Below are 25,426 nucleotides of genomic sequence, written 5' to 3'. Positions count from 1 at the left end.
TTCACTTATCGTATTAATTTATTTAATTTGGGCGTTTTAATGTGCTTTCAAATTGATTATGTTCAGTAACAGGCATTGCTGCTCTTACTCTGTCTAGTTCGTCACGGGAAAATTCAACACTAATACTACCAATACCTTGCTCTATACAGCTAAGTATTTCTCCCCAAGGACTGATAATCATACTGTGTCCCCATGTTTCTCTACCATTAAGATGCGTACCATGTTGGCCTGCAGCTACAATATACACTTGATTTTCAATGGCACGTGCTTGTAATAATGTTTGCCAATGTGCTTGACCAGTTACTGTAGTAAAGGCACTTGGTACCGTAATAACATCAGCACCTAACAAGCGAAGTTGGCGATAAAGTTCAGGAAATCTCAAGTCATAACAAATTGTTAAGCCAATATTTACATTTTCAGCTTGCCAACAACAAATTTTATCACCCGCTTGAGTATAGCGAGATTCACGATAACTTTTTTCGTTATCTTCAACATTAGCATCGAATAAATGAATTTTATCGTACTGTATTAACTCATGACCTTGCGGTGAAAAAATACAACTACTGTTAGTAAACTTATCTTCAATTTTGGCTGAGGTTGCTAGTGGAATACTACCAGCAACCAAAAGCACCTGATATTTTTTGGCTAACGTTGCCAGCTTATCTTTTAATGATCGTTTAGATACCGCTAATTGCTCGGCGTCTTTTCCTCCAAAGAACAAACAACACTCAGGTAAAACGACAATATGTTCATCATTCGAAGTAACTGGCGATAATCGAGCTAATTCAGCCTCAATACTCACTAGGTTTTCTTCAACATTGGGTACAGAGCATAGTTGTATTGCCGTAAGTCTAACCATCTAGGTTTATTTCCTTGTGATCTTTTATACCCTCTGTTTTATTTGCTGGTGTAACAGGAGTGATATTGTTCTGATCAGGAATGATATCAATAACTTCAGGAGGTGTTGAACGGCCAACTTTTATATTTTGGGTTTTTTTATCGACGACTTTTACTACGGGTAAGTCAATTGGCCCAGTAACTTCAATTTTATATTCTGAAACAACTTGCGAGGTAATAACGCCATCAAGAGCCAAAGCACCAATAAAGGTCAATGGGTTTAATGTCGCTATCCAGGCAATTGCAGGTAAGCTTGAGGTTAAATTGGGCTTATAAGACATTTTATAATCGAGTACTTGGTCGTTTAAGTTGGTATTACCTTTTATAGATAAGTCGCCTGCCGCACCTTTCATGAAAGTGTTATCGGTATAAACAACGCCATTTTTGACCTCAAAATCTCCTTTAATGGAATCATAGAACATACCATCACTAAAAATATCTCGAAAATCAAACTTCAATTTACGAACTAAGGACTGTAAACTGAGTAGTGAAAATGCTCGGGCTTGATCAGGTACTTCAGCTAAATATCCGTCTGAAAGTTTAACTTGGCTTGTACCGTTAAAGCTTCCTATCGCAAAATCTAATGGGCTACCTGTCCAGTTAAAATTATAGTACATGTCCAATTCACTATCTTTTATCGTTGAAGGATAACCTAATTTCTCGACTTCTTGATCAACATTTTTCGCTTTCAATTTGCCTATAATAGTGGTTTGAGATTCATCGGCATTATGTTGCCAACTGGCATCAAAACTTAATTGTGTTTTACCCCGTGTAGTCGTAAATTTTTTAATGGTTAACGTATCGACAGCAGACCGTTCAATAGAAAAATCAACTTCACCAAAATCAAATTTTCCATAGCTACAACTCGAACATTTCCCACGAATAGGCGGAATATTAGCGAAAATAACATCGTTACTTATCGGTTCTGCTGATGGTTCCTCAACAAGGTTTTCATTAACAAGTTCATCATCTGCCGTTAAATGAATAAAATCAGCATTAAGCTCTATCCCTTGTTGATGCCAATCAGGATAAAACTTAGCTTTGGTACGTGTTTCTTTGGCTTGCAATTCAAGTAACCACCATTGCTCTTCATCGTTAAGATTAAAAGAGACGTCAGTTAATTCTTGTCCTAACACATTAAGCTTTTCAACCTTGCCCCTAATACGTTTAGGCCCACTTAACAGGGCAACATTATCTGCAGCTGTATTTACCGATGCTTGTTCTATGCCATCAAGAATATCAAAAATTAACGGTTGCCACTCGGTTACTGAGGCGGTAGATAAGTTTGTCGTGATATGAAAGCCTTCCGTTGGTAATAACATATGTTCATTACCTAAGACTAAATGTGCTTTAGTAAATTGCACTTTACTATGATTTAACTCACCATAAAAATTTAGCTCATCACCGATTTGTGCGTAAAGTACTGATGAATGTTCCTCTCCAGAAACTTTTACCGCAACATTAAGTACATCGTCGGCTATTTTTTTATAAGGCGCAGGTAATGAAAGTGCTATCTTTTCTAAAGTAGAGTCCAGTAAGAGTTCATAACTAAAACCACCTTGGTGGTGCATCTTTAGCGTTAAATCACCTTGCCACGCTAACAGACCCTGACCATATTTTTCAAGTAATTCTGGCAGCTCTTTTTTCCAAGCGGTTTCTGGCCACTGCGCTTGTAGGTTAATCAATGTTTGGTAATATTTACGGTTAGTATCCTGGGCTTCTACTTTCAGTACTAAGGGCATTTCTCGCCAATTTAATGTCAGTCCTTGCGTCTTTATTACATCATTTTCGTAGCTCAATTCACCATTCACTTCCGTAAAGTTCATGGCAGGTGCTTGCAATGCTATTTTATTATTCTTGAACTCAACCTTGCCACTTGCCACAGCACTATCAAGATCATTTAAAGGTAAATTTAGTGCAAAGCTACCTGAAATATTTTCTGATACTTGTAGCTGGTTTAGTGTCTCTCCAACCGTGTCGGCCAACGGACTATTGTTCATTAAGTCACTTACTGCATTGGCTTGGGTATCTTTAAAATTCGCGGCAACCGTTAATATTTGTTGGCCAGCTAAATCATCAATAGCAACCTTAACACCGGTAACGTCTATGCCAGTAAGCTCGCCACCTCGACCCGTAATTAGCATGCTGTTGTTAGTGAAATTTAAGTTAGCATCAAAATCATTAATCACCGGCCAACTTGGATCAAACTGAAATTTACTCTTGACCAATTCTGCATTAACAACAAAAATACCGCTATTATCTTCAAATGGGAATTTATCGAGTGGCCCATTAAAAAGCACTTGAGCTTGTGCGAATTCACCGTCAATGATGGCTAAGTTTAAGTAATCGACCAGCTCCTGTCCCATCAATAGATGTGGGTAAAAATAGTTTGCGAGCTTAGCGTCACCTTGATGCACATTAGCGAGTAATGCCATCGTGATTGTTTCATCTTCTAGCGCTTTAATTTCTACATCGGCGGTAGCATTAAGTTGTTCTGATATCATTTCGATTTGCTGAACTTTCACTAATAGTTCAGCATGATTAAAGTCGACATTAACTTGTGCAGCAATCGATTGGTATGGAATGGGATAAAGAAAGTGTTGGTCAAAATCTAGCTCTCCATTTTGAGCTAACAACTTAACCTGCAAGTTTTTTTGAGTGAAGGTAAGTTCACCACTGACATTTTCAACGCCGGGGATCCCTTGACTAAACGAAGAGGTAACATCCGAAAATTGCGCTACGGCTTTAATATCATCGTCATTATTGAGCAAGTAAACGTCGGTTATCTGTCCAACCGGAGCAAGATCATTTAATAATGTTTCACTTTCTGGGTGGCCAGAAAAAAGTGGATAAAGGTCAGCTAAACCAAACAGCTCTAATGAAGAAATATACGTAAGTAGGCCATTGGCCGTTCTTTTCGTGTTGATGGTTAATGGCTGCCAAGCCTTATTGTTGGTGTAGAACTGTAATGGTGTGGTCGTAGTGTTTATATTTTTAGCATCGTCAAAATTTTCAACCAAGATATTACCTTCGTCGATACGAATACTGTGTAATTCATCTTTAAAAAGCCAACTCACTTCATTATCGCCTAATGCGATTTGTAATCTGTTGGCTTTGCCTTTGTTTAAGGTATACCAAGCACTAAAATTAACCGATGAATAAGTTTTGTCATTTTCGATAGCAAAAACAGTATCTAGCCACGGAGTTACATTAAGCTTATTCGCTTCAAAGTATAGTTGACCACTTAAATCACGAAGGTCTTGTCCTGATGCATCAAGATTAAATTTAATATTATTAGATGTTAGCCCGTCAATAAGCATACTACCCGTAGCTCGATGATGATTACCGTTATTGACCCAAGCAAGTTGGTCGACTAAAAAGGTTCGCGTTTTTGACTCATCTTGTATGGTGATATTACTGTTTATTAATGAAAAGCGATTAATTTGCTGAAACAATACATCGCTGATGGTAGCAATAACCGAACTATCTTCCGCGTTTTGATCTTTTGACGTTAATAATGCTTTATCAAAAAAAACTTGTACACCTGCTAAGGTTATATCTTGAGAAATCAATTTTTGATGGCGTAAGCTTCCCCAGAAATCAACAGTCAATTCCATGCGAGACACAAATATATTAGCGGTTTGAGTATCTAGTACATTGACTTTTTCAACAACTATCGTCGGCCCGTCAACCTCCCACTCCATGCTCAACGAGCCTATGCTTACATTGCTGTCATAAGTTTCATTGAGATAATATTGTAAGTCTTGATGAAAATTATGTGCGTAGGGCAAAGATAAACGAAACGCACTGATCAGTACCGCAAAAAGCACCAACAAAATTGCCAATACTTTATACAGTCGATTTAACCAACGATTCGAAAAAGCTGAAATACTCATAAAATGAATTTACTACACACTTAATTATCTTAATTTTTAACTTACGGTGATTGATTTATTTACCGTCAAATCAGGTTTTGAAGCCAACATACTAAATTGCCTACACGGATGTAGGTACTTAGGTTTAGTCTGGAACTATAAACCTAAGTTTAAGTAACAATAAGACCCTAATGGCCTTTATCGATAGTTTTTAATTACATCATAATCACATCAAACTGCTCTTGATTATACATGGTTTCTGTCTGAACTTTAATTTGCTTACCGATGAAAACTTCTAACTCAGCAAGGTGATGATATTCATCATTAATTAGTGATTCACTTACTGCAGAAGAAGCATAAACAGTAAATTTATCTGAATCATAGGCGCGATTTACTCGTACTATTTCACGCAAAATTTCAAAACAAACGGTTTCAACAGTTTTTAAATGCCCTCGACCTGAACACACTGAACATTCGCCACATAATATATGTTCTAAACTCTCTCGGGTACGTTTACGGGTCATTTCTACTAAGCCGAGCTTAGAAAACTTACTAATACTGTATTTAACATTATCTTTCGCCATCGCTACATCTAAACTGTGTAACACACGTTTTTGGTGCTCGGCACTGTTCATGTCAATAAAATCGACAATAATGATGCCACCTAGATTTCTCAGTCTCAACTGTCGAGCAATGACTTGTGTGGCTTCTGAATTAGTATTAAAAATAGTTTCTTCTAGATTACGATGGCCGACAAATCCACCGGTATTTATATCAATCGTGGTCATCGCTTCGGTTTGATCAATAATTAAGTAACCACCCGACTTCAATTCAATTCTTCTATGCAACGCTCTTTGTATCTCATTTTCGACATCAAACAAGTCAAAGATTGGTCGCTCCCCTGGGTAATTTTCTAAAAAAGGGGTTAAATTAGGGACAAATTCTTCGGTAAATTCCCGCAACTGCTCAAAAGTCAGTTTTGAATCGATACGAATTCGTTCAAGATCAATACCAACAAAATCACGGAGTACACGAAATGCTAATGAAAGATCTTGATAGATAGGCGCTTTCATTTGCTTTCTTTTTTTACGGTCTTGCACTTTTTTCCAGACACGACGTAAAAATTCAGCATCATGTTTTAATTCTTTTTCATCAGCACCTTCAGCAGCCGTTCGAACAATAAAGCCGTGTTCCTCACTACAATATGGCGTAATAATATCTTTGAGACGATTGCGCTCTTTTGAAGATTCAATACGTTGTGATATGCCCGCATGATTAGCATTTGGCATTAACACCAAATATCGAGCGGCTACGGTAATATCTGTGGTTAAGCGCGCTCCTTTGGTGCCCAGTGGATCTTTAATGACCTGAACCACAATTTGCTGGCCTTCATGCACTAACGCTCTAATGTCAGGTACGTGGTCAGCGGGCAAATCGTCATTACTAATAATGAGTTTAGTGTTGATGTCTGAAGCATGTAAGAACGCGGCTTTTTCTAAATTAATATCAATAAAGGCTGCTTGCATACCCGGTAAAACCCGAATAACTTTACCTAGATAAATATTGCCAACCAAACCACGACGAGATTCACGTTCAACATGAACTTCTTGCAATACGCCATTTTCTATTAGCGCAACTCGAGTTTCACTTGGGGTTACATTAATCAGTAATTCACCGCTCATAAAATTTCTCCGTCGCTGAGGGGGCTTGTTTGGTCTTGAACAGGGGTAGGTAAACCTAACTCAGCCAATAATTTTGCTGTTTCATATAAAGGTAAACCGACTACAGCAGAATAACTACCTTTAATTTGTGTCACAAATTGTCCACCAATACCTTGAATACCGTACGAGCCTGCTTTATCTTGAGGTTCACCGGTATGCCAGTAGCGCTTAATTTCTTCAACAGACAATTTTTTAAAGGTAACATCCGTAGAAATAACCGCGGATAATATTTGTTTGTTTTTTACAACGGCAATGGCGGTCAGTACTTGGTGAGTGTTGTTTGATAACATTAGCAGTTGTTGACAGCATGCTGCAATATTCTCAGGTTTACCAAGAATATGATTGTCGAAAATAACGCTAGTATCAGAACCGAGCACGACACTGCCTGCTACTTGATTTTTTGAGACTACTGTCGCTTTTTCAATCGCCAAACGTAACACATAATCGCTTGGTGATTCATTGTCGATGATGCTTTCATCGATATCAGCAGAAATAGTTTGAAATTGATAACCCAGTTGGCTAAGTAATTCTTTTCTTCGTGGTGACTGTGACGCTAAAATTAAAACAGGCTTCATAGAAAAATTACTCAGTTAACGGGTCAATAACAGGGGTTAAGTAATACGAAAGTGACGACGTACTTTTCTTAATAATAAAAACGCCCAAGGCCACAGTACAATAGTTGTGATCACCGGATATAAATAACTAGGTAGGAACACGGCATCAGTTAAAAACCGTTGCATCCAAAAAACAATTAAATGATATAACGCCGATAAAACACCAACAATGAGTGATTGTTGCCAAACAGAGAAATTTCTAATTTTTTGAAAGTTGCCCGCGATAATATAAACAGCAAGAGCCATCGCCATCGTGTGCACACCGAGAATAGACCCCAGTAAAACATCAAGTAATAAGCCAACAAAACCAGCGGTTATAACATTAACACGCGCGGGTAAGGCTAAGCACCAGTATACTAATACCACTAACACCCAGTCTGGACGAAAAACATCAATACTCTGGGGTAATGGCATAATGCTGGCGATTAAAGCGATAACCGTAGTAAAAATAATAATCAAAAGGTTACGTATCGACATTATTTAGTCCTGTGTTATCTTCACTTTTTTTATTATCAGGTACGTTTGGTGTTACTACTTTTTGCGAAGGCGCAAAAATCTCTGATGCTTTTTCAGGCCACAGCAATAATAAATAGCGTAATCGATCAATTTTAGCGACCGGCTGACTTTGTACTAAAGCAAAGGCATTTGCATCATTCTGTGAAACTTTGGTCACTCGTGCAACAGGATACCCTTCAGGGTACTTATCACCAAGACCTGAAGTTACTAATAAATCACCCGTGCGAACATCCGTACTGTGTTGCACAAAATTATGGGTTAATCTGTCTATTTGTCCTGTTCCTGAAGCGACTAAACGCACACCATTTCGACTAACTCTAACAGGTACGGCGTGAGTGACATCAGTAATTAAAATAACCCGACTACTATTAATACCCACATGTAATACTTGCCCAACAATACCTTCATCGTCAATAACAGGTTGACCTTCAAAGACACCATCATCACTGCCACGGTTAATAACGACTTGCTGACTATACGGATCAGAGTCGACTGATATTATTTCAGCGACCATTTTCTTTACTTCACCACGTATCGGCGACGCCAGTAATAAACGCAACCGCTTATTTTCTTTCTTGATAATTTCAAGTTCTAATAGTTGTTGATGAAAACGCAATTCTTCAACTTTATATTGCTGGTTATCACTGAGTAGTTGTCGCCGCGTAACAATATTTTCGGCAGCCCAAGTCATGACTTGCTTAGGAGTCGTCGCTAAATACTGTAAGGGGCTGACCAGAGACTGTAAATAACCTCGAATATTTTCAAAGCTATTCATTTTGTGATCGAAAAAAATTAAAGACACAGAACAAAACAGCACCAACAAGAGTCGGTGCTGAGGGGAAGGGCCATGTTTAAATATTGGATTCATATAAACCTAAAATTTATTTAGGGAATGGTCATCGTTAAACTACATAGGTAAATTTAAGTAATAGATACAAGATGACATCAGTCAATAAGTACTTCTACCCGCTAAATTTACCCTACAACGACAGACGGAAGGTTACTTATTCATAAGAGAATAAATCGCCGCCGTGCATATCAATCATCTCAAGCGCTTTACCACCACCAAGAGCCACACACGTAAGTGGATCATCAGCAACGACAACAGGAATGCCAGTTTCTTCCATTAATAAACGATCCAAGTCACGTAATAATGCGCCACCACCAGTAAGTACCATACCACGTTCTGAAATGTCAGAGGCTAGTTCTGGTGGCGCTTGCTCTAAAGCAACCATAATAGCACTAACAATGCCGGTTAGTGGTTCTTGTAGTGCTTCTAATATTTCATTGCTGTTCAACGTAAAACTACGAGGAACACCTTCAGCTAAGTTACGGCCACGTACTTCAATTTCTAATACTTCTTCACCTGGGTAGGCTGAACCAATTTCATGTTTAATACGCTCAGCGGTTGCTTCGCCAATTAAACTACCAAAGTTACGACGTACGTAATTGATAATGGCATCGTCAAACTTATCGCCACCGATACGTACAGAAGAAGAATAAACCACACCGTTCAATGAAATAATACCGACTTCAGTGGTACCACCACCAATATCAACTACCATCGAACCTGTAGCTTCTGAAACTGGCATACCTGCACCAATAGCCGCAGCCATTGGTTCGTCAATAAGATAAACTTCACGGGCGCCAGCACCAAGTGCAGACTCACGAATAGCGCGACGTTCAACTTGAGTAGAGCCGCAAGGAACACAAACAAGTACACGAGGACTTGGGCGTAAAAAATTATTACTGTGAACTTGTTTAATAAAGTATTGCAGCATTTTTTCAGTAACAAAAAAGTTAGCGATAACACCATCTTTCATTGGGCGAATAGCTTCAATATTACCTGGCGTTCTGCCCAGCATTTGTTTTGCAGCAGAACCTACTGCGGCTACACTTTTTGAACCACCAGAGCGGTCTTGGCGAATAGCAACTACCGAAGGCTCATTCAAAACGATGCCTTGGTCTTTTACATAAATAAGAGTGTTCGCCGTTCCTAAATCTATTGATAAATCATTAGAAAACATGCCGCGTAATTTTTTAAACATAAGATCTAAATATCCTAAAGTGTTATAAAAAGAGAATTAATCTCTTTTATTCTCAACAAAGCATTGAGTTAATCAATGAGCATTTTGTCAAGTTTGTTAATAATATATTATATTGGCTAATCATACCTGAGTGTTTCAAATTTGTGTTGTTTGAATGATAAAAAACATCACTTTTTTAGCATATTTTTAATGACTAAGCCAAAATTGAGGGAATTGTTAATCAATAATGTATTAAATCCCTCATTCTTGTTAAAAAGTCATAGTAACATTTTCTCGATTTGGGCAAAATGTTACAATTGCACAATTACGTTTATCGGTTATGTTACTTACTTTGCGTTGCAGTTACACTTTCGCCAATCTTTAGTCTTGTATTCAACACCAATAGTTCCCTAATTATTACCATAAAATGACAAAATATTTTTGTACTCGCTTCGAATTAAAAATCAATCTTTTTAGATAACCTATTTAATAAATTTCAGCATTTTACCACGAGATAACCATGCTAATTAATCATATTTATCGGTGAATAAAATTTCATGATGACTAATGAATAAAGATGAATGTTCGGCTTAAAAGCCAACTATTTTTTATCGGCACATCTTTTCAAATAAATTTAGCGAGCCTAATATAGGTCCTATATAATTATTTTAAGGCAATAAAAAGCCCCGCATTGACGAGGCTGTTTTTAATTTTATTCACTGCGCATTCAAATTATTTAATCACGCGTTTTCTCAAAGATATAGCGATTAACGCAATAGCAAAAATCAAGATAGTAGATGGTTCAGGTACATCCGATGGCGTATCACGTACGTAGAATGTTTCATAGTTCCAATCAATATTAGGCGTTATTGTCCAACTACTATTTACCCAGTCATTATTAAAATCTTCGATATTAAAGCGAACATAATGTGTATTCCAATATTCAATGGCTTGAATAGTAAATTCATTACCACTTTCATCAATACCAGTGAAATCTTGAAGAGTTAATTCTGTTTTTAAAATAATTAATTCATTTTCAGAAGCAAATCTCCACCCCTCATGAAGAGTTGGAGAATATAGTCTATTCGAACCGTACACCTCTACATTTACCGGAGAAGCCCAAGCCCAATCAAGACCTTTATAATTAATATAATTATTTTCAGTCAGATCCGCAGTGATAAGAGTAGCGTTTGCCACACCGGCAGTGATAAATAATAAAACAACTAAAAACTGGCTAATTAACTTAATCATTATAAATCCTAATTAATGAAGAATGGCAGTAAAAAATCTTACTATATAAATAAAATGCAATTAACGAGCCATAAATACAACATGTTGTTTTAAAGGTAAATTATAAAAATCAATTAACTGTAAGAATTATATTGTGTAAAGAATATTAACACATTATACAATACAGCAATAGTAATCAAAGTATTTAGAGCTTATAAGCTACGGGCCTCTATTACAATCGTTCGTGAAGTAATTATCCCACCAACATTACATTGCCCTGTACTAGTAATCGTAAAATATGCTACGCCATCGTATTTTAAATCTTTACAGATTAAAGAGCTTATTTGACAATTAGCTAAGCCGTCATTATTACTTATACCACTAGGGGGATTTAACGTTTGCGGAGACACAAAGCTGTTATTGTTCACTGAAACCGTACTGCCATCACAATGGCGAGACGCACCGGTACCTAGAGGAAAAATTTCTCGCCCCCCCCACTGAACCCCGATTTGTGCTGTCGCGTAAGCGCGAGTACCCATCACTTCATAGGCAACAGATTCTGCACTAGTGTTTAACATACGAACAAGCGCCAAACCTAAGACTGTCATCACGATAATAATAAATATCGCAATAACTAAAGCACTACCTTGTTGAGTTTTTTTAACTTTACAATGAGTTATAGTTTTTGTTAGCAATAGTTGCTGACCCACATGATTAAGGAACATTAGGCACCTGTACTTCATTGTTAAAATGAATTGTTTCATTGTTACGAGAAAATTCGAAATCTAATTCAATAGTACCATTTCGTTGACGTGAGCCTGTCCCAGCTTTAAAAGTAGCAGTAATTAAATCTTCAGCCATTAACATACCCGTACTTTGACCACTAATACTACCATCAGAATTATGACTATCTATATCGTAACGTACTAATTCATTGTTATTCTCATGGCAGTACATCACCGCTTTCTTGCTAATAAAAAGTCGTTGAGTAGTAGAGTCTTCGGCAAAGCTAATATCATTAAAAAACGTTAATGTATGAGGAGATCCGCTGCCATTGAAATTCCCTGACTTTAATGGAAATACTTTACTATTAATCGTTTGATAAACATCATCACTATTTAATGGATAAACCACCACAGAATAATTATCATCCTCTTCAGCGGTGAATGAAGTATCAGTAGGTACTAGTGTAACAACATTAGCATCAGGCTCAGGTGTAACCGGTATATCAACATAGACAAAGCTTTTTGCTATAGGGGTAAACTCTAAACAACCATTAAATAAAATTCTTGCGCTGTTGGGTACAGCGCCTCTTAACTCTCGATTTATACGCTCGATTGCAAATCGGGCTGACGACAATATTTGATTTCGGTCTGTCGCTTCAATAAAAATCTGTGCCCCAAACTTTAAAAAGCTACTTAACCCTATTGATAAAACACCTAAAATAACAATGACAGTTACCAACTCTATTAGCGTAAAACCAGCTTGCTTTTTCTGCATAGAAATATTGGCCATTAGAAGTTCACTTTATAAACAGAGAATACGAAATCAAAATTTTGTGGAGTACGTACAGTGACAGTAATTAATTTAGCGGTTGAATTATCTCCTGTGCTATTGCCGTCGTAATTGGCATCATTAATCACCTTAACGTCCATTGAAAAGCCAACATATTGAGTAGAAATATCTTCACCTAACGAGTTCTCTAAAGTATCACCAAAATTAATAGCATCATAATCGTCAACATCGTCATAACCAGCCCTGCTTTCGCCGCTATCAGCGCCAATGGCAGAACAACTGACCCCAGACTCACCACAACGGATAAAACCTCCTGACATATCAGAATTTTCGTCAAAAGCTCGACCAATGATTTCATTGATCATCGATTGACCTAATTCAGCTGCTCTGATTTGGTGAACTTGCTCGGCACTTTTATTTGCTAGCGGATAAAGTAATGTGGTTAGTATAGAAAAAGAAATAGATAACACAACGATACCAACAATGAGCTCAACCAAAGTGAAGCCTGCATGTTTTTTAATAACAATATTTTGCTTACTCATATTAATTCGCACTGATATAGCCCTCAGCATTAATAGTAATAATCAGAGTCTGTTCGCCACCTTGTATATTTATGGTCCTTGCTTGATCTGGCCGTCCCATTTGATCAAAAGTAAAACTATAACCACCATTATGATCATCAAAGCTTAACGACTGTTCACTTATTTTTACTATGGTACTACTTGGCTCTGTATTCGATAAAAAAATTGGCGGACTGCAATTGCTATCTGGGATACCTAGTTTTTTTTTGGTCACATAAACTAATAAACATTGGATAGCCGAAGTATCTTGCATGGCTCTTAATTGGATAGCACGCAATTTATCTACAGTTTCAGCTTGGTAGCCAATTTCTTCGTAGCCACTAGAGGTAAATATTTTAGGAATAACTGTTACGGAGAGGATGCCTATCATGATCATCACAATGACCAACTCAATTAAAGTAAAACCTGAATATTGAGAAAACTTCCCATTTTTTAACAAAAAATTACTTTTCATAAATCAAACCATAGTTTATAAGCCTAATGTGTAATAACTTAAATGCACTCATTTATTTTAATGTCAGGAAGGCCAAATTTTGCTGAGACTTCATTATATACAACAACACACGGACTATTAGGATCGGGATAATTATCAGGATAAGCATCAATTGGATATATAATTAAGACCCCTACTTGGATGTCGGGAATAATGTTAAAGCTTTCATCAATATCAATTAACGCGTTCCAATAAACTAGAGTATTGGGTGAGGAAAAGGGGCCTGGTACAGTAGGGTATCCATAGCTAAGTGCTATTGAGGTCCCAGATGATAAAGTGATAGATGGTGTTGGAGTATCTGTTTTTGCATTATTTTGATTGCCTGCAATTAAAGATTTACTATGTACTAAAGAAGAGGCACCTTGAACAGAAGCTTTTACACCTTCTAGGGTTGCGGTTCGAGCAGCAGCACTTAAATCAATAAACTTTGGTGCAATCGTAGCAGCAAGAATACCTAAAATTACGATAACAACGACTAATTCTATTAAGCTAAATCCTTTGGTTCTCATTACTCTTTACCTGACTTTTTAAATATAAAACAAAAAAGGAGAGCATAGCTCCCCTTTAAAAGATTAAAATCTAATCAAGAGCACTCTAACAATCAGTAACATCAATTCTTGCACTGGCAGGGGTGACAACAGTTGGAGTACCTGTGCCAGAGGCGTCTGCATAAGTTACTTTACATTTTGTTGAATCGGCCGCATCATTATGACTGAATACGCCAGTAGCGTAACTAATATTAGAACCGTTACTTAAATCAACTAATTTATCAATGCCCCAGCCTTTGCCCGTGGTACCATCAGCTGTTGCTCCTACTACAGTAGGGTAGCCATAAATTAGAGCATAATACTCACCATTAATAACAATTTCCCCTGTAGACCCAGTTTGACTTAAAACGATAGCTTTAGCATGAGCCAGATTCATCGCTGAATTAATGTTACCTTGCGTCCCTTGAATTACTGATTTTTTGGCATCTCCAGTCAAATCAATAAACTTAGGTGCTGCTGTTGCTGCTAAAATACCTAAAATAACGATAACGATAACTAATTCAATTAACGTAAAACCGGCTTGCTTTTGTAATTTTTTCATAATTTACCTTTTAATTTAATTTTAAATTCTTATCTATCTAACGATTAGTTTATTACTGCAATATTAATCTCTACACGACTAGTCGCAGGATAATAGGTAAAATTGTTGCCTATATTTGCTACGCCTGGGTCAACAAAATCACCCGTTGTTGCGTCTTTGTTCAATGTTTCTTTTAAATAATATATACAATGTGAGTCAGCGGCATCACCTGTTTCAGCAACAATATAATTTGTTGTATTGTCTAAATCTGCATATGTTTTTAGTGTTGGAGGTTGTTGAAAAATATTATCCCAAATTTCTTTACAGTTAGCTGCGTCGAAGCCACCACCTAATGTTGCCCCATCGGTTAAACCCGTTACATAACCGGGACGTACACCTGCTGCTTCAGTGGTTAATGTTAGACTCACACCATCATAAACTGTGGTGTTATTTGTGCCAGTAGTCGTGCGCCCTTCAGCTTCCCACTGAGCTCTAGCTAGAGAAATACCTGTTGCAAAACCACCTGCCATACCTTCGATATTGGCTTGTTTAGCTTGATCAGTTAAATCAATAAATTTAGGAATGGCCGTTACCGCTAAGAAACCTAAAATAACCACAACAATGACTAATTCAATGAGTGTAAAACCTGCTTGTTTTTTCATCACAACCTCTTCTATCGTTTTGCTAGCGCTTTGACTAGTGTTATAAATTGATTCTAACAACGATTTACTAATAAAGTCACTTACTTAGTGTACTTTTATAGCATTATTAACGTATATAAAACAAATTCACTACTTTTTATTAATGTATTTTTATTTCAGTAACCTTACCGTTGCTTGGGTGATATTCAAAATATTCACCCGAAGGTAAGCTATATTGGCAAAGATATTTTTGTTGCTGGCCCACTTGATTAGTTTTTATATTGACTATTACTGCTGAAATAGGCTGTTTTATATAAATCATAGGTGTTGCTAACACTTGTTGCCATATTTTCTGACACTCGTTTTCATTACTTAGGCTATTTACAGTGGCTATATCAACCCAACCCAATTTGTTTACGGCAATGCGATTATTTTCGCGATCGCCATTGACTGCTGTTGCTTCTTTGATCAAGACCCAGCTAGGTTTATTATCCATAAACCATTGCGCATGAATACCTATAACTCGTGCGGAAAATGTATTGGCAACAGAATCAAAACCTACACGTGATAAATGCTGCTCTTGTTTAAAAAAATAATAGAGGAATGTCGCCATAAGTAAGCCAATCATAGCGAGTATGATCAGGTTTTCAGCTAACGACTTACCCTTTTTAGCACTTACCTGTTGTAATGTCATATTATAACTAACTTAGTCCATAAAAATTATTAGGCTATAAATACCTCAACGATTAAATCAACCAGCTAAATTGATCTACGTTTCAAGTCATAGGCTCATTACATTGATAATAATCAAACGTAACAATTAAAGACAAACACTATTTACCTTTAAAGGCCGACATCATGTCCCACATTGGAGTAAATATACCCAATGCAAGCACCAATACCATAGCGGCAACAATAGCGATCATTATCGGCTCAATACGAGCCGTTAACGTACTCAGCTCGTAATCAACCTCGCGTTCATAGTAATCACCAACTTCTTCTAGAAGCTCGTCTACTCGACCGGTTTCTTCGCCAACAGCCACCATTTGTAAAACGAGAGGCGTAAATAACTTACTGGCATTGGCTGAGCGCAATAAACTATCTCCACTTTCAATACCACCGCGCATGGCTAAAATTTTATCTCGCATATAAGTGTTATCTACGGCGTCTGCAACTAAGGTCAATCCTGTTGTTAAAGGAACACCTGCTTTAAGTACAATGGCGAATGTATGGGAAAATCGTGACAGAATAGACCTTTCAATCACACCTCCGACAACCGGTATTTTTGTTTTTAACCGGTCCCATAAATACATACCACGCTTAGTTTTTAAATAATTTTTAAGGCCAAAGAAGCCAAATACACTTCCTACAAGCAGATGAGGCCAGTAGTTTAAAAAGAAATTCGAACTGGCAATTAGCATTTTTGTAGTCACGGGTAAGTCCGCGCCTAATTTTGCAAACATATTTGCAAATGTAGGAACAACAAAAATATTCAAAATAACCATGGCAATTACAATGGCGCCAAGGACAAAGCTTGGATAACGTAAGGCGGTTTTTATTCGTTTACGAGTGTCTTGCTCTCGTTCAAGATAATTGGCCAACTTTAAGAACGAACCATCTAGCTGTCCAGTATTCTCACCAACATGGACTAACGAAACAAATAGAGGTGAGAAAAGCTTTGGGTATTTACTTAAAGCGGTTGAAAGGGTGTAGCCCCCTTCTAATTGACTACCAATATCAGTTAAAGCAACTTTTAATTTAGCAGATGTACTTGATTCTGCCATACCGTTGATCGCGCGTAATATTGGAACCCCCGAACGAACAAGTGCATACATTTGTCGACAAAATACAATGAGTTCATCCAGTGATATAACAGAAAAGCCCAGTAAATCACCAATATCTATATTTGTTATATCAGTTGAACCACTATCTTTTGATTTATTAATAGCAACGGGAATAATGCCTTGACGTGATAATTGCTCAGCAACTGTATTAGCGTTTGTTGCTTCTATTGTCCCTTTAACTTGTGAGCCGCTAGCATTTCTGCCTACGTAACTAAATATAGCCATAAGTAAGTCTACTCTTAACCCTGAACGTCAATACTATCAACTAAACGAAGTACTTCTTCTGCGCTAATAATACCCTGTTTAGCATAATTAAATGCAGCTTGTGCTATTGGTGTGAAAGTAGGATTAGCTTTTGCTAATTCAGTGAATGCCTCTGCATCATCACGTTTTAAAGCCGCCATCATCGCATCATTCATTTCTAATAATTCGAATACACCTATACGTCCTTTATAACCTGTATACTGGCATGACCGACAGCCACGACCTTTTTTATAATTGGCTGTTGTGGCTTCATCACCAGCAAGATGAGTCAACCACATCATTTCTTGGCTGTCTGGCGAATGATCTTCAAGACAGTATTCACAGACCTTGCGTACTAAACGTTGTGCAATCACCGCGCGTAATGAACTACCAACAAGAAAACCCGCCGCACCCATATCAATTAATCGTAAGGCACTGGTAATGGCATCATTGGTATGCAGTGTTGATAACACTAAGTGACCTGTTAATGCGCCACGTAAACCAATTTCGACCGTTTCTTGATCACGCATTTCGCCAACCATAATAATATCGGGATCTTGACGAAGCGCAGTACGTAGCACGGTTGAAAAATTTAAATTGATTTTTGGTGCCACTTGCACCTGATTTATCCGAGGTAGACGATATTCTACGGGGTCTTCCACGGTAATAATTTTTTTACTCGCTTGGTTAAGTTCGGTTAACGCGCCATACAAAGTTGTTGTTTTACCACTACCTGTTGGCCCTGTAACTAGCACCATACCATGTGGCCGGGTAATTTGGTGACGAACACGGGCGACTAAGTCGGCAGGCATTCCAATTTTATCGAGAGACAGCAAACCTGCAGACTGGTCAAGTAATCGCATAACGACCGATTCACCGTACTGTACTGGCATAGTAGACATACGCACATCAATATTATGGCCTTTAATTTGAAGATTAAAACGGCCATCTTGTGGTAAACGTTTTTCTGAAATATCTAAGCCAGCCATTAGTTTCAATCGTAAAACCATGGCTGAGGCAATTTTATTTTCTTTTAATATATTTTCTTGTAATACTCCATCTATTCGCTGACGAATGCGCAATAGATTTTCATCTGGCTCAATATGGATATCAGAGGCACGCATCTGCACCGCATCTTCAAAGACCGATTGTAATAATTTACCAACCGTTGCATCACCGCTGTCATCTGAAAATGTTGATGATAAATCAAAATCAGTGGTTTGTTCATACTCTTCTTCTAACTGACTGGCGAATGATTCTATATCTGCTGTGCGTCGATACAAGCCATCAAATGCTTGATAAAGCTGTGACTCCATGACTACGGCAAGGTTTATTTTTTTCGGAGCAAGCATTCTTTCAAGCTGGTCTAGACCACTTAAATCAGCAGGATCGCTCATCCCTAGCAAGACACTTTCACCTTCGTCTTCAATGATTAACGCGCGTAAACGACGTGCATGAACCTCTGGTAATAATGAAGCAACTTCATTGGGAATTCGACGTTGACTAATATCTAAGAAAGGAACATTAAGCTGTTGCGCTAAGAACTCTTGTAATTGACGCTCGCCGATGTGGCCAAGTTCAATTAAGGTATCACCTAGTTTTCGTCCTGTCGCTTTCTGGCTATTCAGTGCCTGCATTAATTGTTCATTAGTAATGATATGCTCGTGTACTAATAAATCGCCTAGGCGCATTTTTAATTTAGGTGCTGCCATAATTATTCTCCCAACTCGATAATACGCTGACGGGCAAAATTCTCAGCGCTTGCAGATAACCCTGTTTTAGTTAATGCGTTTTGATACGCTGTACTTGCTTGCTTAAATTCACTATTACTGTCCAAAGCTACGCCTAAGCCTAACCACCATCGCCCCGAAGTAGGTTCGATATTAACTAAAATTTGGTAGGCTTGTGCAGAAAATGTGAATTCCTTAAGTTGCTGCGCTGTTGTTGCGCGTAAACTCTGATATTCGACATTAATAACATCATTGACATTCGGCATATTATTTAAAGTGGCGAATGCTTGTTGTAGTCTGTTTTGCTGTAAATAAATTCGAGCTTGCATCACCCGAAATTCGCTATCATCAGGGGATAAGTTAATGCCTTGAGAAAGTAAGTTTAACGCAGCAGCATAAGATTGACGGCCAAACCATAAAGCCGCTAAATGTTTTCTCGCTGTTTTATGTGTTGGCAGAACTAATAATACATCTTCGAACATAGTCTCTGCTTTAGAAATATCATTGTTGGCAAGCGCTTGCTCAGCACGTTTTAATTTTTGCTCAGCAAGTTGATAAGGCGTTAGTGCTTTTCGAGATATTGTTAATGTTGATTTTTTCGCTACTGGCGCTAAAGAGTCAATTGACGCTTGTTGAATATTTGAGTCATTCACTAAGCCACTATTTTTTGTCTCTGGTGCATCAATCTTACTGGGCGCTTCTTCGGTTGTAATATTCTGAGACAGAGTTTCAGCTAAATTAGCTTGGTTTAAGTCAACTTGAATTAGCTGTTCTCTTTTCAAATTATTATTCAAACTAGCCTGTTTAGATGCTACAACGCTATTTTGGGTCATGTTTACTGGTTCAGTGCTGTTCGGTGGTTGCGCTAAGTGTTCACTTATTACGACTTGATCTTGCTCGGCTTTTTTCCCAACTCGATTGATTTCTGAAGAATTAGACATTTTTAATGTTTGGTTTTCAACATACATTTGCCAAACAAAAATACCGCAAATGTTTAATAAAATAATGACCAGTAAACTGATAAAAACAGTTTTTTTATTTAAGGACGCTGAAGAAACAGGTACGGTAAAATCACTCGAACCTTGTTGTTCAGCTTTACGCTGATCTAAATCTTTTAACATCTGGTTAATTACGCTCAAGCTATCACTCCATAATTTTTTAAAACATAGACGATTAAGATGGCTGAAATGATCAGACCCGTAATACTTAAATAGCCTTTAACATTGCTCGCTTGAGTTGTTGCTTCGGTATCTTCTATCGCTACAGATAAATGCTTGTTCGTTATCTGATATTGACCTTGGCCATAACTTAACATCAACATTTTATGACATAACACATTAACTAAACGTGGGATCCCTAAACTAACTTTCGCCACCTTCTTCGATATGGCGGCACTAAATAAAGAAGCACCTTTATAGCCAGCAACTTGCATACGATGTTGAATATAACGTTGAACTTCTGGCGCTGTCATCGCACGTAATTTATAAGAAAAAGTGATACGTTGCTTTAACTGCCTAAATCTTTTCGTCGCTAAGCGCTCATCTAATTCTGGTTGTGCGAACAGCACAACTTGCAAAAGTTTACGTGTTTCAGTTTCCAAATTAGTAAATAAGCGTAAAGCCTCAAGGCTTTCTTCTGGTAAAGCTTGTGCTTCATCAAGTATAAGCACTACCGAATGACCGGCTAAATGAAGTTCTAATAATCGCTGTTGAATACGTTGAGTAAGCAATTGCACTGACATTCGCTGTGCTTGTTTGATACCTAATTCAACCGCCACCGCTCGTCGTAATTCATCAGGTTTTAAATAAGGGTTAGGAATATAAGCGGTTACAAAATGTTCAGGTATTTCATTAAGCAGTTTACGGCAAAGTAGGGTTTTACCCGTACCGACTTCACCGATAACTTTTATAAAGCCTTCACCTGTTTTTAGCGCGGTTAGTAAGACAGCTAACGCCTCGTTATGCGGCTCTAACCCTACATAAAATGCAGTATTTGGTGTTAATGTAAACGGAAGTTCCGTTAAACCAAAGTGGTAAAGGTACATAGATTTTAGCTATTATTCATTGTCGCTAGAATCATCAGACCTACCTTTTTCACTTTGAGAAAAATCATTTTCCTCAGGAAACCATTGTTTCAATAATGAGCGAGCATCTTGTAATTGATTTTTCCAAGTATCCTGGCCAATAACAATCGGCTTTAACATGATCACCAGTTCTTTTTTCTGGGTAGTTTCACTTTTACTTTTAAATAACTCTCCCATAAATGGAATATCGCCCAAAAAAGGTGTTTTTGAATCTAACATCACTTTACGTGTTTCTATTAACCCACCAATCACCACTATTTCACCTGATTTAGCACGAATAATAGTATCGGACTCACGTACGCTACTTTGTGCAAGTGGTAAAATTATTTCTTCACTGCCAAGTTTAATAACTTTAGTCTGCTCATCAGTTGAAGTAACTGAAGGATGAACATGAAGAATAACCTCACCATTACCATCTATTTGAGGGGTAACATCCAAAGCAATCCCTGAGAAAAAAGGGGTTAGGTTAATTTCAGGTGTAGTAGTAGTTGACGTACCGGTAGTCGTCGTACTTGAAACCTCAGTAACATAATATTCATCACCACCGACTTTAATTACCGCTTTTTGATTATTGGTAGCGGTAATTCTTGGGCTTGACAATACTTGAACATTTCCTTGGGTAGAGAGTAAATCTATAACGCCTGAAAAATCGTTATTGTTAATGGTAAGGTTACTTGTGCCACCAATAGTATTTGAAATAACATTGCCAGCGATGGAGCCAGACGTTGAAAAAGCTAAGTTAGTGCTACCAATACTGCCTAAAATTTGATCCCATTTAACACCTTGCTGATAATCATCGTTGAGCGTAACTTCCATAATCTTAGCTTCAATAATGACTTGGCGACGTAAATGAGTTTCTGTATCGTTAATAAAACTCTTAATGACTTTTATTTCATCTGGAAAAGCGCGAACAGTCACTAAGCCTGCTTGCGGAGAAACAAAAACTGAACGGCCTTCTTCAGAACCTACCAATACCGTTAGCGTTTCTTTTAATTCAGCCCAGAAGTCAGATGTGGTCTCAGTATAAATATTAATACCGCTACTTCCTTGCTGACTATTTTGGTTGTTTCCACCACCTGAATTACCAGAATTGTTTGAATTACCGTTTGAACTGTTATTTGAGTTATTACCACTACCTTGGTCATTTTCTGACACGCCACCAGAATTAATACTAGTACTCGACATGCCTGAGCGTTTAACAAACAAATAATTTAGTGGAATAGTTTCAGTGCGAATACCGGCTGGGTAAACTTGTACTATTTTGCCACTACGTCTAATTTCATAGCCATAAACCTCTTCAACAACATCAAGCACTTCATTAAGCGTACTGCTTTTCAAGTTCAAGGTAATCGTACCGCTTACGTCGGGATGTACAACAACGCTGTACGCTGACTCGTCGACTAAGGCTGCGAAAAACTCTTGTGCGCTAACATCGCTAGCGGCAATTTCTAAGCGTTTTTCTGCCAATAAACCCTCTCGAGCTTGGCTAACATTACGTTGCATTAATTCTTGCTGAATAGCATTTGGCACTTGTTGCAATGCTTTAGGCGCAGGCTTACTCGATTCTTCAATCGCTTTGTCTAGTGCATTAATCATTTCAGTTGGTTTATCTGGCGCCGTTTGACAACCAAACAAAGTTAACAGTAAGGTGAAACAATAAAATTTTCTTTGAGTGTTTTTCATTTGATCATATCTTTTCATTTTGATTTAACCACGACACTAGAAAAAACACTGAGCTTTAAGCGTTTCTCTGCTGAACGTAAGACCACGCTGGTATTGTTCACAGCTACTAATTCATACTGGCGAATAAAATCACCTATTTTTAACACTTGGCCATTAATAACAGCTGTGTGTACTTCTACACCATGAATAATACTTTCTAATATTAATTCTGCTTTCGGTGTCGTTTGAGCTTTGCTCATTGATAAAAAATCAGTACCTGAAAGCGGTTTAGTTGGGTCAACATCTTGAGCGTTAACCACAATAGAAGTCAGCAAAATTATAAAAAAAATACTGTTGAAAGTTAAGGTTTTAAACACCTATAAACTCCCGTTTAGTACTTAAGCTGTACATTTCTATTTCTAACTCACTCACTGGGTATTCTTTTAGCTGGTAAGTAAACTCTTGCCAAAAAAACTTCCAAGATAATGCTTCCAGCTGTGTTAAGTAGTCACGTAATTGAAAGTAACTACCGCTGAGTTTAATTTTTATCGCATGACGATAAAGTATCAATTCTGGCTGGTCAGAGTTAACGACAGCCGTTTTAGTGCCATCATCGGTAACCGCAGTCGCTGTACTAGCGATGTTCATCGGCTGTGCAGCAATAACTTGAAATGATTGTAAAGAAACACCTTTCTGGGTTTTTAATAACTGCATTAACGCGTAACGCATTTGAACAGGGTCTATTAAGTCTGAGGTAAGTTTTAATAAATTTACATCAACCTTATTTAATTTATCTTTATATTGTGAGATTTGCTTATTTAATGATTCGTTAGGATCTTTTGACAAGCCTTCTTCAAAAATTAATATAGAAGCTTTAGCTGTTCGATTGTCGTTGTTCACTTGTATAATTTGCTTATCAAGCTTAACAATCTTTAGCGCGTTATCATCAATAAAGAAGTTATGAATAATAAATATAATGGCAACTAACCCAGTTAATAACACCATATATTGTTCACGAGGAGTAATCGTTAAATATTTTTCACTATACGCTTGCCATTGTTTATTCATCGGCGCCTCCGGTCTTTGATTTAGAACTAACTAAAAATTCGGTAAGCTTTTGCTCATTTTCGTTAAGAGAAAAATTAATAAATGATTTACCTGATAAAAACTTTGATGTTTCAAATTTAGCTAACCATGCGGGTACCGCTTCTGGCGTTCGCGCCACACCAGAAAACGTTAAATCTTGATAAGTAATATTAACATGCTGCAAACTAATGTCTTTATGATGCATTAAAGACAGTTCTGTCATCGATGAGGCAAAACCTGCCACCGAAGTATGAGTGCGGTCAGTTAATTCATTCAGTAGCACACTTTTATTTTTCAAAACAATTTTCAACATTGCTAGTTCTTCAAGCACTGTCACGTCTGCCCTGTTCGCTTTGAGCTTATTTTCTAGTTGAGCAAGTTGGTTATCTTGATTAGTTTTTATTTGAGAAAGCGCTACGTACTTAGCCGTCAATTCAGTTACTTGATAAAGGTTGAAAAAAGTCCAAGACAACATAAAGACGAGAGTTAAACACCAAAGCATAACAACGCGGGGTAAAGTCACCAGCACTTGTTTAGGCAATAAGTCTTGTTGTAGTAAATTAATTGAATTTTTTGCCATTATTTTATTGGCTCCATATTATTCAATTTTGTTGCTCCTAAGCTTACCGCAAACTCTCGTGCATGGTTAAAACCTTCAGGCATGGTGAATAAGTTCACAGCAACATTGGTGTTTTCAGCCAATTTACGTGCAAGTAACGCCTCATTAGCCATCGGCACAATAACTTCAATACTGCGTATAGGTGCTTGTTTTAATTGACGTTCAAAATAGTCAGTTGAGCGTTGAATTTCAAGGTTTAAATTATCAACAATGCCAAACGATAACTCTTCTTCTGTTTTGGTTGCAATATGAGCAAAACCACGTAAACGACGAGAGAAGAATACTTTGCCTTGCTTAACGATCAATAAAATTATTTCTTCGTTAGGTTGCTGACATACCATTAAACAGGCATCATCTTTCACTGGCAATAAACTGGCAAAGGCGAATTCTTCGGTAGTAATCGTCTTCAATATTAGCCCATCTTGATTAAGTGGACCAATTAAGGCTAATAATTCCTTTTTAGAAGCACAAACAACGTTTATTTTGTCATTGCCACCAGAAAGTGTTGGACCGTCAAAATAATCGAGTACCATATCTTCTGGAGAATGGTTAACGAGATCTTTAATCTGCCATTTTAAAGCGGCGTTTAATTCATTATCGGGAATATTGGGTTTGTCGACTTGCAATATTTGGGTTTGTGATGAAGCCAGCACTAGATGACATTGCCCTTGCAACTGATATTTTTCTTTTTGAATTTTAATCTGTTGAGGATGCTCTGCCAATGGCGAGTTAATTTGTTGAAACTGAGATTCTCCCTGCTCTGGACAGGAAAAAAAGGCAAAAGAATGCTGATGTAAACTTACACCTAACAAGTCTTTGGACTCAACTTTGGAGAAAAAATTATTTATTTTTTTAATAAGTGACATTTATCAATATTATTATTTATAGTCAGATGTCTATAAATCATTATCCCCTATTCCATTGAAGGCGCAAGTTTTTTATCGAGTAGTTATATTTAAGTAAAGAATAACATTACCTTTT

The 25,426-nt window shown here is 37.4% G+C and carries 25 protein-coding genes; all 25 read right to left on the bottom strand.

Going from position 1 to position 25,426, the window contains the following annotated elements:
* Nucleotides 1-22 precede the first annotated feature (22 nt).
* The 25 genes from H4J57_RS05985 to H4J57_RS05865 all read right to left on the bottom strand — a co-directional run bounded on the left by H4J57_RS05985 (nucleotide 23) and on the right by H4J57_RS05865 (nucleotide 25,311).
* The gene (locus H4J57_RS05985; protein ID WP_182215527.1) at nucleotides 23-859 is read right to left on the bottom strand and encodes a carbon-nitrogen hydrolase family protein; all 837 of its coding nucleotides are present in this window, start codon (nucleotides 857-859) and stop codon (nucleotides 23-25) included.
* Entirely contained in the window at nucleotides 852-4,793 is a 3,942-nt protein-coding gene (locus tag H4J57_RS05980; RefSeq protein WP_182242240.1) for a YhdP family protein, read from the bottom strand. Before H4J57_RS05980 ends, H4J57_RS05985 begins: the two co-directional genes overlap by 8 nt.
* A 194-nt stretch (nucleotides 4,794-4,987) precedes the next feature.
* Nucleotides 4,988-6,454, bottom strand: a complete 1,467-nt coding sequence (gene rng, locus H4J57_RS05975; RefSeq protein ID WP_182175473.1) for a ribonuclease G — start codon at nucleotides 6,452-6,454, stop codon at nucleotides 4,988-4,990.
* On the bottom strand, nucleotides 6,451-7,068 hold the full coding sequence (locus tag H4J57_RS05970) for a nucleoside triphosphate pyrophosphatase (protein WP_182215530.1): 618 nt from the start codon (nucleotides 7,066-7,068) through the stop codon (nucleotides 6,451-6,453). Before H4J57_RS05970 ends, rng begins: the two co-directional genes overlap by 4 nt.
* Before the next feature lie 36 nt (nucleotides 7,069-7,104).
* Nucleotides 7,105-7,584, bottom strand: a complete 480-nt coding sequence (gene mreD, locus H4J57_RS05965; RefSeq protein ID WP_070375567.1) for a rod shape-determining protein MreD — start codon at nucleotides 7,582-7,584, stop codon at nucleotides 7,105-7,107.
* Nucleotides 7,571-8,491, bottom strand: a complete 921-nt coding sequence (mreC, locus tag H4J57_RS05960; RefSeq protein WP_070375566.1) for a rod shape-determining protein MreC — start codon at nucleotides 8,489-8,491, stop codon at nucleotides 7,571-7,573. Before mreC ends, mreD begins: the two co-directional genes overlap by 14 nt.
* 136 nt (nucleotides 8,492-8,627) lie before the next feature.
* The gene (locus H4J57_RS05955; protein ID WP_070375565.1) at nucleotides 8,628-9,671 is read right to left on the bottom strand and encodes a rod shape-determining protein; all 1,044 of its coding nucleotides are present in this window, start codon (nucleotides 9,669-9,671) and stop codon (nucleotides 8,628-8,630) included.
* 711 nt (nucleotides 9,672-10,382) lie between these two features.
* Complete coding sequence (locus H4J57_RS05950) at nucleotides 10,383-10,901, bottom strand: PEP-CTERM sorting domain-containing protein (protein WP_182242239.1); 519 nt, start codon at nucleotides 10,899-10,901, stop codon at nucleotides 10,383-10,385.
* A 191-nt stretch (nucleotides 10,902-11,092) separates the two neighbouring features.
* Nucleotides 11,093-11,605, bottom strand: a complete 513-nt coding sequence (locus H4J57_RS05945; protein ID WP_182242238.1) for a hypothetical protein — start codon at nucleotides 11,603-11,605, stop codon at nucleotides 11,093-11,095.
* Complete coding sequence (locus H4J57_RS05940) at nucleotides 11,595-12,395, bottom strand: PilW family protein (RefSeq protein ID WP_182242237.1); 801 nt, start codon at nucleotides 12,393-12,395, stop codon at nucleotides 11,595-11,597. Before H4J57_RS05940 ends, H4J57_RS05945 begins: the two co-directional genes overlap by 11 nt.
* Nucleotides 12,395-12,937, bottom strand: coding sequence for a prepilin-type N-terminal cleavage/methylation domain-containing protein (locus H4J57_RS05935; protein ID WP_182242236.1), 543 nt, complete (start codon nucleotides 12,935-12,937; stop codon nucleotides 12,395-12,397). Before H4J57_RS05935 ends, H4J57_RS05940 begins: the two co-directional genes overlap by 1 nt.
* A gap of 1 nt (nucleotide 12,938) precedes the next feature.
* Entirely contained in the window at nucleotides 12,939-13,430 is a 492-nt protein-coding gene (locus tag H4J57_RS05930) for a type II secretion system protein (RefSeq protein WP_182242235.1), read from the bottom strand.
* Between the two features lie 38 nt (nucleotides 13,431-13,468).
* The gene (locus H4J57_RS20260; RefSeq protein WP_182242234.1) at nucleotides 13,469-13,978 is read right to left on the bottom strand and encodes a type II secretion system protein; all 510 of its coding nucleotides are present in this window, start codon (nucleotides 13,976-13,978) and stop codon (nucleotides 13,469-13,471) included.
* Nucleotides 13,979-14,063: 85 nt separating this feature from the next.
* Nucleotides 14,064-14,558 (bottom strand): type II secretion system protein, encoded by a 495-nt coding sequence (locus H4J57_RS20255; RefSeq protein ID WP_182242233.1) that lies wholly within the window; start codon nucleotides 14,556-14,558, stop codon nucleotides 14,064-14,066.
* 44 nt (nucleotides 14,559-14,602) lie between these two features.
* Entirely contained in the window at nucleotides 14,603-15,199 is a 597-nt protein-coding gene (locus H4J57_RS05915) for a type II secretion system protein (protein WP_182242232.1), read from the bottom strand.
* Between the two features lie 139 nt (nucleotides 15,200-15,338).
* Complete coding sequence (locus H4J57_RS05910; RefSeq protein ID WP_182221271.1) at nucleotides 15,339-15,872, bottom strand: hypothetical protein; 534 nt, start codon at nucleotides 15,870-15,872, stop codon at nucleotides 15,339-15,341.
* A gap of 139 nt (nucleotides 15,873-16,011) precedes the next feature.
* On the bottom strand, nucleotides 16,012-17,247 hold the full coding sequence (locus tag H4J57_RS05905) for a type II secretion system F family protein (protein ID WP_182242231.1): 1,236 nt from the start codon (nucleotides 17,245-17,247) through the stop codon (nucleotides 16,012-16,014).
* 14 nt (nucleotides 17,248-17,261) lie between these two features.
* Nucleotides 17,262-18,977, bottom strand: coding sequence for a GspE/PulE family protein (locus H4J57_RS05900; RefSeq protein ID WP_182242230.1), 1,716 nt, complete (start codon nucleotides 18,975-18,977; stop codon nucleotides 17,262-17,264).
* 2 nt (nucleotides 18,978-18,979) lie between these two features.
* A complete protein-coding gene (locus H4J57_RS05895) occupies nucleotides 18,980-20,134 on the bottom strand; it encodes a lipopolysaccharide assembly protein LapB (protein ID WP_182230503.1) in 1,155 nt (384 codons plus the stop codon).
* Nucleotides 20,131-21,039, bottom strand: a complete 909-nt coding sequence (locus H4J57_RS05890) for an ExeA family protein (RefSeq protein WP_182215554.1) — start codon at nucleotides 21,037-21,039, stop codon at nucleotides 20,131-20,133. The genes H4J57_RS05895 and H4J57_RS05890 overlap by 4 nt, the downstream gene beginning before the upstream one ends.
* A 12-nt stretch (nucleotides 21,040-21,051) precedes the next feature.
* Nucleotides 21,052-22,761, bottom strand: coding sequence for a pilus (MSHA type) biogenesis protein MshL (gene mshL, locus H4J57_RS05885; protein WP_182230504.1), 1,710 nt, complete (start codon nucleotides 22,759-22,761; stop codon nucleotides 21,052-21,054).
* Between the two features lie 14 nt (nucleotides 22,762-22,775).
* Entirely contained in the window at nucleotides 22,776-23,117 is a 342-nt protein-coding gene (locus tag H4J57_RS05880) for a hypothetical protein (RefSeq protein ID WP_182242229.1), read from the bottom strand.
* Entirely contained in the window at nucleotides 23,110-23,808 is a 699-nt protein-coding gene (locus tag H4J57_RS05875) for a hypothetical protein (RefSeq protein ID WP_182242228.1), read from the bottom strand. The genes H4J57_RS05880 and H4J57_RS05875 overlap by 8 nt, the downstream gene beginning before the upstream one ends.
* Nucleotides 23,801-24,406, bottom strand: a complete 606-nt coding sequence (locus H4J57_RS05870) for a PilN domain-containing protein (RefSeq protein ID WP_182221277.1) — start codon at nucleotides 24,404-24,406, stop codon at nucleotides 23,801-23,803. Before H4J57_RS05870 ends, H4J57_RS05875 begins: the two co-directional genes overlap by 8 nt.
* Nucleotides 24,406-25,311, bottom strand: coding sequence for an MSHA biogenesis protein MshI (locus H4J57_RS05865; protein WP_182215563.1), 906 nt, complete (start codon nucleotides 25,309-25,311; stop codon nucleotides 24,406-24,408). The genes H4J57_RS05870 and H4J57_RS05865 overlap by 1 nt, the downstream gene beginning before the upstream one ends.
* Nucleotides 25,312-25,426: the final 115 nt, after the last annotated feature.

Origin of the sequence: Colwellia sp. BRX8-7, from assembly GCF_014077275.1 — a bacterium.
GTDB lineage: Bacteria > Pseudomonadota > Gammaproteobacteria > Enterobacterales > Alteromonadaceae > Colwellia_A.
Note: the sequence above shows the minus strand (reverse complement) of the source record. Positions and strands in the feature narration are given on the sequence as shown.

Bases quoted from the DNA above. Each gene is read 5' to 3' on its own strand.
- H4J57_RS05985 (WP_182215527.1), bottom strand. From the start codon at position 859: ATGGTTAGACTTACGGCAATACAACTATGCTCTGTACCCAATGTTGAA.
- H4J57_RS05980 (WP_182242240.1), bottom strand. From the start codon at position 4,793: ATGAGTATTTCAGCTTTTTCGAATCGTTGGTTAAATCGACTGTATAAA.
- rng (WP_182175473.1), bottom strand. From the start codon at position 6,454: ATGAGCGGTGAATTACTGATTAATGTAACCCCAAGTGAAACTCGAGTT.
- H4J57_RS05970 (WP_182215530.1), bottom strand. From the start codon at position 7,068: ATGAAGCCTGTTTTAATTTTAGCGTCACAGTCACCACGAAGAAAAGAA.
- mreD (WP_070375567.1), bottom strand. From the start codon at position 7,584: ATGTCGATACGTAACCTTTTGATTATTATTTTTACTACGGTTATCGCT.
- mreC (WP_070375566.1), bottom strand. From the start codon at position 8,491: ATGAATCCAATATTTAAACATGGCCCTTCCCCTCAGCACCGACTCTTG.
- H4J57_RS05955 (WP_070375565.1), bottom strand. From the start codon at position 9,671: ATGTTTAAAAAATTACGCGGCATGTTTTCTAATGATTTATCAATAGAT.
- H4J57_RS05950 (WP_182242239.1), bottom strand. From the start codon at position 10,901: ATGATTAAGTTAATTAGCCAGTTTTTAGTTGTTTTATTATTTATCACT.
- H4J57_RS05945 (WP_182242238.1), bottom strand. From the start codon at position 11,605: ATGTTCCTTAATCATGTGGGTCAGCAACTATTGCTAACAAAAACTATA.
- H4J57_RS05940 (WP_182242237.1), bottom strand. From the start codon at position 12,395: ATGGCCAATATTTCTATGCAGAAAAAGCAAGCTGGTTTTACGCTAATA.
- H4J57_RS05935 (WP_182242236.1), bottom strand. From the start codon at position 12,937: ATGAGTAAGCAAAATATTGTTATTAAAAAACATGCAGGCTTCACTTTG.
- H4J57_RS05930 (WP_182242235.1), bottom strand. From the start codon at position 13,430: ATGAAAAGTAATTTTTTGTTAAAAAATGGGAAGTTTTCTCAATATTCA.
- H4J57_RS20260 (WP_182242234.1), bottom strand. From the start codon at position 13,978: ATGAGAACCAAAGGATTTAGCTTAATAGAATTAGTCGTTGTTATCGTA.
- H4J57_RS20255 (WP_182242233.1), bottom strand. From the start codon at position 14,558: ATGAAAAAATTACAAAAGCAAGCCGGTTTTACGTTAATTGAATTAGTT.
- H4J57_RS05915 (WP_182242232.1), bottom strand. From the start codon at position 15,199: ATGAAAAAACAAGCAGGTTTTACACTCATTGAATTAGTCATTGTTGTG.
- H4J57_RS05910 (WP_182221271.1), bottom strand. From the start codon at position 15,872: ATGACATTACAACAGGTAAGTGCTAAAAAGGGTAAGTCGTTAGCTGAA.
- H4J57_RS05905 (WP_182242231.1), bottom strand. From the start codon at position 17,247: ATGGCTATATTTAGTTACGTAGGCAGAAATGCTAGCGGCTCACAAGTT.
- H4J57_RS05900 (WP_182242230.1), bottom strand. From the start codon at position 18,977: ATGGCAGCACCTAAATTAAAAATGCGCCTAGGCGATTTATTAGTACAC.
- H4J57_RS05890 (WP_182215554.1), bottom strand. From the start codon at position 21,039: ATGTACCTTTACCACTTTGGTTTAACGGAACTTCCGTTTACATTAACA.
- mshL (WP_182230504.1), bottom strand. From the start codon at position 22,761: ATGAAAAACACTCAAAGAAAATTTTATTGTTTCACCTTACTGTTAACT.
- H4J57_RS05875 (WP_182242228.1), bottom strand. From the start codon at position 23,808: ATGAATAAACAATGGCAAGCGTATAGTGAAAAATATTTAACGATTACT.
- H4J57_RS05870 (WP_182221277.1), bottom strand. From the start codon at position 24,406: ATGGCAAAAAATTCAATTAATTTACTACAACAAGACTTATTGCCTAAA.
- H4J57_RS05865 (WP_182215563.1), bottom strand. From the start codon at position 25,311: ATGTCACTTATTAAAAAAATAAATAATTTTTTCTCCAAAGTTGAGTCC.